Source organism: Pseudomonas sp. NPDC012596 (assembly GCF_042902325.1).
Taxonomy (GTDB): Bacteria; Pseudomonadota; Gammaproteobacteria; order Pseudomonadales; family Pseudomonadaceae; genus Aquipseudomonas.
This window is the reverse complement of the sequence record NZ_JBIBEB010000044.1, coordinates 1-1,945: the sequence shown is the minus strand read 5'-3', so window position 1 is coordinate 1,945 and position 1,945 is coordinate 1. Positions and strand designations below refer to the sequence as shown.

Here is a 1,945-nt window from a genome sequence, read left to right as displayed (position 1 = left end):
AACGGATCATCGGGTGCTTCAATGACCTGCCACACACCGGCAAGAGCTACTCGGGACGCAACCGTTACGGCTACGACCTCAACGAGCAACTGCAAACCGTCCAACAGTCACGCCCCCACTGGCAAGCCACGCAGGTCGAGGATTTCAAGTATGACAAGGCCGGTAACCTGTTCGACGGGCCCAAGCTCAATGGCCTGATCAAGCACAACCGGGTGTTGGTGTATCAAGACAAGCGCTACCGCTATGACCGCTTTGGGCGGTTGTGCGAGAAGCGGATCGGCAGCAACTGGGTGCAGTATTTCGAGTATGACGCCGAGCAGCGGCTGGTTTGCGTGGAGCAGTACCGCAGTGGGGAGCGCGAGCGTGTGGTGTTCGCCTATGACCCGTTGGGGAGGCGGATCAGCAAGGAGGTTTATCAGAAGGATTACCCAGAGCCGCACCGGCGGGTGTTGTTCCACTGGCAAGGGCTGCGGTTGCTTCAAGAGATGCAGAGTGGTTTGGCCAGCTTGTATGTGTATGCCACTCCGAATAGCTATGAACCGCTAGCACGCATCGACGGTAGACCGGGTGGCGAGGCAATTCACTATTTGCACACTAACCTGGCCGGGCTACCGGAGCAGCTGACTGATTCTAGTGGTAACACAATCTGGCGAGCTGATTATCACGGCTGGGGCCGAAAACATGATGAATGGAATTGTAAGCAGCACGCTCGCGAACAAAATTTTCGATATCAAGGGCAATACATTGACGAAGAGACTGGACTTCACTACAACGTATCTAGATACTACGACCCGGACATAGGTCGCTTCACACAAAAAGACACAATAGGCATAAGCGGAGGAATTAACCTCACCACATACGGGCCTAATTCACTCACTTACGCTGACCCTCTTGGATTAGCAGTTGAGCAAATACCTTACGGGCACGGCCTAAGTCAAAGCGTAATAAATCAAAGAATCATTGAAGGGAATTTCAACGCGGCAAAAACAAATTATGCAGCAATTAAATACACCCTCAACGGCAAAGAACACATTGAGGTTATGCGAAACACACCTGGAGGGCTTCACTCTGAAGAGAAACTTCTGGCAAAATATGCAAACAGATCAGAACTTAACATTAATGAAATATACTCTGAACGACGCCCTTGCCCAGGATGCAATTCGCTCGTAAATCGACATTCTCCAAAAAACACATTTAGCTTCCAATACAGTGCCTCAGGCCGTAGCGCCCTGCAATCCGCACTATCCAATATCAAAACAACTATTTGCTGAGAAAAATAATGACTCCACTATCACTTGCACTCATACAAGCGCAAACACCACTCAGCAGCAAACAAATAAGATCATCCGCCATCTTATCCATCGTAAAAAAAACACTCCCCCTACTTAAAGACTATCGAAATAACGGACTCGTATTCTACGATAATCTCTGTACTAACAACCCCCTAGGAGTTTCATTCGCTTTCTTCGGACATGATTTCTCCGGCTGCTACGGCATTGACAATACAGACAGCCAAATTAAATACTTAACCAAAGAAGATGACGCAATTAGAATTATATTCTGCAACACAACAATAGAAAACTTTCATTATTTCAACAATCTGTTCATGGACTTGGTCCAGGAGAAAATCATCGCAAATCCAAATAATTTCGAATCAAAAATCACAAAACTAAGAAAAATTTACTCTGCAAAAGATTTTTTAGCGATGGAGTGCGAAGAAAATTTTTGGTCAATACGCCTTTACGAACTGGAGGAAGATTTTTTTCCTCTGGATGACTCGAAAATTAACCTCTATTCCAAGCATCAGTAAAAATACAAATAAAATCGGCCATCTTCTCAGCAAGCGCACCGAAGATGGCACCACCGACTACGGCTACGACGCTGCCGACAATCTGCTGTCCATCACCTTCACGGACAACAAAGGAGAACAACAGCAACTCGACTA

General features: G+C 46.8%; 3 protein-coding genes. All 3 read left to right on the top strand.

What is annotated here, in order from left to right:
- The coding region (locus ACFY68_RS26135) for an RHS repeat-associated core domain-containing protein (protein ID WP_387533579.1) at positions 1-1,271 on the top strand (1,271 nt) is incomplete at its 5' end.
- A gap of 8 nt (positions 1,272-1,279) precedes the next feature.
- Entirely contained in the window at positions 1,280-1,810 is a 531-nt protein-coding gene (locus ACFY68_RS26130; protein ID WP_387533576.1) for a hypothetical protein, read from the top strand.
- A partial coding sequence (locus ACFY68_RS26125) for a hypothetical protein (RefSeq protein WP_387533582.1) occupies positions 1,773-1,945 on the top strand: 173 nt, incomplete at its 3' end. The genes ACFY68_RS26130 and ACFY68_RS26125, both read left to right, overlap by 38 nt.

Coding starts and splice junctions, on each gene's coding strand:
- ACFY68_RS26130 (WP_387533576.1), top strand. CDS start 1,280: ATGACTCCACTATCACTTGCACTCATACAAGCGCAAACACCACTCAGC.